Source organism: Polaromonas sp. P1_E1_2 (assembly GCF_056406035.1).
Map to the genome: position 1 here is coordinate 1 of NZ_JBFUAZ010000210.1, position 6287 is coordinate 6287.

The 6287-nt window shown below is 61.3% G+C and carries 6 protein-coding genes; 4 read left to right on the forward strand and 2 right to left on the reverse strand.

Annotated elements, in window-relative coordinates:
- The 4 genes from AC1D1P_RS11555 to AC1D1P_RS11570 form a co-directional block, all read left to right on the forward strand.
- Positions 1 to 308: tripartite tricarboxylate transporter substrate-binding protein (locus AC1D1P_RS11555; protein ID WP_477673070.1), on the forward strand; the 308-nt coding region annotated here is incomplete at its 5' end.
- A 110-nt stretch (positions 309 to 418) separates the two neighbouring features.
- Positions 419 to 784 carry a nuclear transport factor 2 family protein gene (locus AC1D1P_RS11560; RefSeq protein ID WP_477669614.1) on the forward strand — a complete coding sequence of 122 codons (366 nt, stop codon included), beginning with the start codon at positions 419 to 421 and terminating at the stop codon, positions 782 to 784.
- A 7-nt stretch (positions 785 to 791) separates the two neighbouring features.
- A complete protein-coding gene (locus AC1D1P_RS11565) occupies positions 792 to 1703 on the forward strand; it encodes a polysaccharide deacetylase family protein (RefSeq protein WP_477673071.1) in 912 nt (303 codons plus the stop codon).
- 295 nt (positions 1704 to 1998) lie between these two features.
- Entirely contained in the window at positions 1999 to 2856 is an 858-nt protein-coding gene (locus tag AC1D1P_RS11570) for a bestrophin-like domain (RefSeq protein ID WP_477673072.1), read from the forward strand.
- Between the two features lie 60 nt (positions 2857 to 2916).
- Here the strand turns inward: AC1D1P_RS11570 and AC1D1P_RS11575 are convergent, their stop codons facing one another.
- Both AC1D1P_RS11575 and lpdA read right to left on the reverse strand, forming a co-directional pair.
- Positions 2917 to 4338, reverse strand: a complete 1422-nt coding sequence (locus AC1D1P_RS11575; RefSeq protein WP_477669269.1) for a reverse transcriptase family protein — start codon at positions 4336 to 4338, stop codon at positions 2917 to 2919.
- Between the two features lie 554 nt (positions 4339 to 4892).
- Positions 4893 to 6287, reverse strand: a 1395-nt coding sequence (gene lpdA, locus AC1D1P_RS11580; protein ID WP_477673073.1) for a dihydrolipoyl dehydrogenase, incomplete at its 5' end; no start/stop codon positions are given.

The window sequence follows — 6287 nt, forward strand, 5'->3', positions numbered from 1 at the left end:
CCCCCAGCCGCCTGCCGGCACTTCCCAACATTCCGACTTTTGCCGAGCTCGGCTTTCCCAAGCTGACGGGGTCCCAGTGGTTGGGCTTGTCAGCACCCAAAGGCCTGCCTGCGCCCGTACTTGCGCGGCTGACGGCACTGATCCCTGAAATTCTCGCCAAACCGGACATCGCAGCCAGACTGGAAGAAATTCAGACCCTGCCGCGCAAGAATGCGGTGGTCGGCACCGAGTTCGTTCAGTTGATCAATTCGCAGATCGACACCTGGCGCAGCGTGGCCAAGCTGGCCAACGTCGAGGTGATAACATGATTTTTCCGGCAACGACAGCCGCAGGAGCACCCTGATTGAACAGCACCAAGGCCTTTTCCAGCGATACGGCAAGCGCTGCCGATGTGGTCAATGAGTTTCTCCGGCTCATCATGCTTCCTGACCCGGTGGCCGCCAGCCGGTTCACGGCACCCGGCATGAAGATTCTTTTCACCGGTGGCCGGGCCATGAGCGCCCCCGCTGAGTGCACCAAATTTAATGCATCGCGCTACAAATGGGTGAAAAAAAGGATTGAGCGCACCGAAACGGTTGCCGCCGGCTCTAGCGGCTCCGCCCCCGACGAAGCGGTGGTCTACAGCCTGGGAACCCTGTATGGAGAATGGCCTGACGGAACGCCTTTCGAAGGCAACCGCTATGTGGACCGCTATGTCGTCAAAAGCGGGCTGATCACACACATGGACGTGTGGAACGACAGCGCCGAATGGCTGCTGGTGCGGGCAGGCCTGGCTGTGCTGTGATCAGCTGATGGCGGCAAGCTACAGCGGCGCCCTGCCGACGCACAATCGCTTTGACTACCAGGCGATCAACCAGCGCAAACCTTATCGTTGGCCCAACGGCGCTGGTCTGGCTGTCTACCTGGGTTTCAACATCGAGCACTTTGCCTTCGGCGAGGGCATGGGTGCCACCATCGGCCCGGCCAGCCCGCAGCCGGATGTCCTGAACTACAGCTGGCGCGAGTACGGAAACCGCGTGGGCAGCTGGCGCTGCCTCGAGCTGTTTGACAGCCTGGGCCTGCCGGCGGCCGCCCTGATCAACACCGCACTGTATGAACACTGCCCCGAGCTGGTGGCTGCCTGCGTAGCGCGCGGCGATGAACTGGTCGGCCATGGCCACACCAACGCCGAACGCCAGGCCGCCATGAGTGAAGCGGACGAAAGCAGCCTGCTGGTGCAGTGCCGCACGCGCATGCAACAGGAGAGCGGCCAGTCCCCCGCCGGGTGGCTTTCACCGTGGATTTCGGAAAGCCTGCATACCCCTGACCTGCTCGCTGAAAGCGGCTACGGCTACACCCTGAACTGGTGCCACGACGACCAGCCGCTGCCAATGCGCACCCGCAGCGGAAAGGCTTTGTGGGCCGTGCCTTACCCGCAGGAACTCAATGACATCCCGATGATCATTGCGCGTCAGATGGACGGCAAAGACTTTGCGCAGATGATCATCGATCAGCTTGATGAGATGCTGGAGCAATCGCAGGCCAGCAGTTCAGCACCACTGGTGATGGGCATTGCACTGCACCCCTACATCGTCGGCCAGCCTTACCGCCTGCGCCACCTGCGGCGCGCGCTTCAGCATGTCGCCGCCGCACGTGACCGGGGCCAGGTCTGGATGAGCACGCCGGGCGATATCTTCCGGCACGCCGYACAGATGGCCGCGTGAGCGGCCCCTGAAAGAGGCGCTCGTGTGCGCGCCGGAGCGCGGGCAGAGGCTTTTGCTTATTACGCGCAGGAGCTGGTGGAGCTTGAGCTGAATGTCCGCGCGAAAGGCACAGCGCTGGAGTCGCCCGGTGTACGCCCTGAGGTTCACGTAAAGCGAGTTGGCTATTAAATTGATAGCTGTTTGCGCAGTATTTACTGGCCTTGCAGTCAATTTTTACTTCGGTATATCGGGTATTGAGCCTCTGCCGCACCGCTGGCCGCGTTTTGCCGGGCAGCCGGTGCCGAAAACTTTCGGCATGCGGCCTTTGGTTATCATCCACTTCGGAGTGGAGTTCGACATAACAAGAGGGGCAGGCGCCATGTTCTACTGGATTTACGACATACCCAACTGGGTGCTGGCGCTGCTTTTTTGCGCCGTCTGCCTGGCCTACACGTGGGGCGGTCTGCTTCTGCTGCGGCCGTTGGTGCGCAAGTGGCTCGGTCCGCAGCCAGACGCCAATGACTTTGTCAGCTATTTTCTTTCGGCCTATGGGGTGTTCTACGGGCTGATGCTGGGTCTGATCGCGGTTGCCACCTACCAGAACTTCGCGGATGCGGAAAAAGCCGTGGGCAAGGAGGCAACCGCCATTGCGGCGCTGTACCGCGATCTGTCGAACTATCCGGAGCCAGCGCGCGCCACGCTGGAAGGCGGGATGAGGGACTACGTACGCTTTCTGATCGACGAAGCCTGGGCTGAACAACGGCAAGGAAGGCTGCATCCTGGTGGAACCACGCGCGTTTCAGACATTCACCGCCAACTGCTGTCATTTGCGCCCGCCAGCCGGACACAGGAAATCCTGCATGCCGAAACACTGCGGCAATTCAACAGCTTTCTGGAGGCCCGGTATGCGCGCCTGCAGATCGTCAGCACCTCCCTCTCGGGTGTGCTGTGGTGGGTGGTATGTCTGGGTGCAGCGCTGAACTTTTCGCTGCTGTGGCTGTTTTCCATGGACCGGCTGGCGCTACACCTTGTGCTGTCGGGCATCCTGGCGACTTTTGTCGGCTTGATGCTGTTTTTCATCGCCGCGATGGACAACCCCTTCCGCGGCGAAGAGAGCGTTTCGCCGGAAGCCTTGAAGCTGATTCAGGAGCGGCTGATGCCGTCCCCGCGCTAGCGCCGCGCCGGCGCAGATCAATGCAGCTGCCGTGTGCCACCTCCGCGGCCATGGCAACCCTCAGATCGACCAGTTGATCTGCCCAAACAGGCGCATGAGTCTGGCCTGCCGCGTCATGCTGAATTGCCCGACCCAACCAATCCGGCCCAGCAGGTGTGATCGAAAATCGGCAAGCCCGTCCTTGTTTTGCGAGGCTGGCCCATGCAGCACGCTTTGATGCAAACACGCTTTCAGCCGGTCGAAATCATCACGCGGAACATTTGGTCGCACATTGACCACGACTCCGGTCACGCGCTGCCGCTGATGCCGGGGCAGGCAACGCGTCTTGTCCGGATGCAGGGTAAAACCTTCGTCGCGAACGATCTCTGCAACCCAGGCGTGCAAGGCGCGAAACTGCCGTCGCAGCGACTCGGGGCCTGAAAATACCAGGTCATCGGCATAGCGCGTATAGCTCGCGCCGAACACCCAGGCCAAGCCTTCAAGCCGCAAATCGAGATTGAAAGCACAGAGGTTGGCCAGCGCCGGGGAGGTGGGCGCGCCCTGCGGCAAATGCGCGGAACCAAGGCGCTTGGCCCCTATCCAGTCAAGCCCGCCATCGTCGCGCAGACGCTCGATCACCATCCCCGCCGTGCGGTGTGTGCAGAGCGCGGTGAGACTTCGCGCCACGCCTTCGGGGTAACCCAGCGTGCGCCAGACTGCATTGATCTGGGCCGCCCCTACGCTGCCAAAGAAATCCTGCAAGTCAAAACGGATGACCACGGCTTGCCCGACGTGAGCTGCCGCATGGGTTTTGACTGAGCGGCCGACGGTAAAGCCGTGCGCGGCTTCATGCACCGGCACCTGACTGAGCAGCGTATGCAGGATGTGACGTTGCACACGCTTGAGTTCTGCCTTGGGCGTCTCCAGCAAACGCAGGCCACCTGTCTGCTTGGGCTGCAGGCTGTAGCGATAGTGTTCAACAACTGCCGGCGTCGCCGGAGCCAGCCAGCGCAGTTGCTCGCGGGAGAGCTGGAGCCAGCGCGCCAGATCGGCATCCGTAGGGATGTCGGGCAAGACACAAGCTTCCAGCCCCAACGGCCGGGGGCGCATCACCGCCGGTCGCAGGATTAACCGGCGAATTCGCGGTGGCCTTTCCGGCTCGGGGTCATCCCGGTCATCGCTTGGCTGCGAGGCTTGCGGCTCACTGGAGTCATTGGGCTCTCCGTCTTCGTCGTCGTCCTCCTCCCCAAAGGCCAGATCAAAAGCATGCGATGCCTCCAGCCGCCGCGCCAGCGAAGTGACGTCAAATTTTTGCCAGGTGATGGTCGAAAGCAAGGTCAGCGGTTCCAGTAACTCCCGAAGCCACGCGGGTCGCTGCCCGAGGGCTGCTGCGGCCCTTGCCTGAAGGGCGCCCAAGGCAGTGCCGCCCGCCTTGTCCGCGTCGGCGAGCAGTGCGCGAGCCAGGCCGCGTGCAATCAAATGTCGGAAGCTGGCTTCGCGCATGGAATTGGGTTGACGCCGGCATCCCAACCAGCAGGTCATGCGTGAGCTGGGTGCGCAGAATGCGCAGTCCGCTCACGCGCCGAAATCGCAAAGTACRAAAAAACCATGGGGGTACCCCATGGCGCGGACAGGCAGCAACGAATCGCGTCCCGCTCGCAACACTTGGAATGCTGGCGTCGTCGAAATTCTAATGGCTTGCCCTCGGCAACGAGCTGTTGTCCCGCGCTGTGAAGGTGCCAAAACAACAGGGAATGCTTTAGATGTACGTCTACGCGGCCCGCACATGTCAAAAAGAATGCCAACCAAGAGAACGCAACGCGCTATCAATTCAATAGCTGCTTGCGCTCACCTGATAAGGGTCAGAGGCATTCTTACCTGCAGATCGGTTATGGGAAGCACTAGCGCATGCAAGGCTCCAGCTAAACGTCGGCCTTGGGTTACGCAAGGCTTTTCCAGGTCGCGTTCAAACTTCAGCAATAAGAAAGCCGCGCAGCCCTTCAGGAATCTGCGCGGCCAGCTACTGATTTCGTAGCGCCTCTGGCAACTTTTCAGCGTTACTTTCGCGTTGGCGGCAAATCGGTGCAACTGCCGTGCGCCACTTCCGCCGCCATGCCGATGCTTTCGCCCAGCGTCGGGTGCGGGTGTATGGTCTTGCCGATATCGACGGCGTCGGCACCCATCTCAATGGCCAGTGCGATCTCGCCGATCATGTCGCCGGCATGCGTGCCGACAATGCCGCCACCCAGGATCCTGCCGTGGCCGTGCGCCTCAGGGCTGTCGTCAAACAGCAGCTTGGTGAAGCCTTCGTCGCGGCCATTGGCGATGGCGCGTCCGGAAGCCGTCCAGGGGAACAGGCCCTTCTTGACCTTGATACCTTCGGCCTTGGCCTGGTCTTCCGTGAGGCCGACCCATGCGACTTCGGGGTCGGTGTAAGCCACGCTGGGGATCACGCGGGCGTTGAAGGCTGCACTGGCCAGTTCCTTGTTGCCTTGCAGTTCACCGGCAATGACTTCGGCAGCCACGTGTGCTTCGTGCACGGCCTTGTGCGCCAGCATGGGCTGGCCCACGATGTCACCGATGGCGAAGATGTGCGGCACGTTGGTACGCATCTGGATATCGACCGGAATGAAGCCGCGGTCGGAGACCGTGATTCCGGCTTTTTCGGCAGCCAGTTTCTTGCCATTGGGTGTCCGGCCCACAGCTTGCAACACCAGGTCATAGGTCTGCGGGGCCGGGGCGCTGCCGCCTGCCTCCGCGGACTCAAATGTGACTTCGATGCCTGCCTTGGTGGCCTTGGCGCCCACGGTTTTGGTTTTGAGCATGATGTTGTCAAAACGCGGTGCATTCATCTTTTGCCAGACCTTGACGAGGTCGCGGTCGGCGCCCTGCATCAGGCCATCCATCATTTCGACCACATCGAGGCGTGCGCCCAGCGTGGAATACACGGTGCCCATTTCGAGGCCGATGATACCGCCGCCCAGGATCAGCATGCGCTTGGGCACCTCTTTAAGCGCCAGCGCCCCGGTGCTGTCCACCACGCGTGGATCGTTTGGCATGAAAGGCAGGCGTACAGCTTGCGAACCAGCTGCGATGATGCAGTTCTTGAATGCGATGGTCTGGCTCTTGCCGGTTTTTTCCTGGCCTTCGGCACCGCTGGTTTCTTCAACCTGCAGGTGATTGGCGCCAACGAACTGGCCCAAACCGCGCACGACGGTGACCTTGCGCATCTTGGCCATGGCCGTCAGCCCACCGGTGAGCTTGCCGACGACCTTTTCTTTATGGGTACGCAATTTATTGATGTCGAGCTTGGGCTCTCCAAAACTCACGCCGAGGGCGTCGAAATGCTTGACCTCGTCCATCACGGCGGCCACATGCAACAAGGCCTTGGAGGGAATGCAGCCGACATTCAGGCAGACGCCGCCCAACGTGGCGTAGCGCTCTACCAGCAC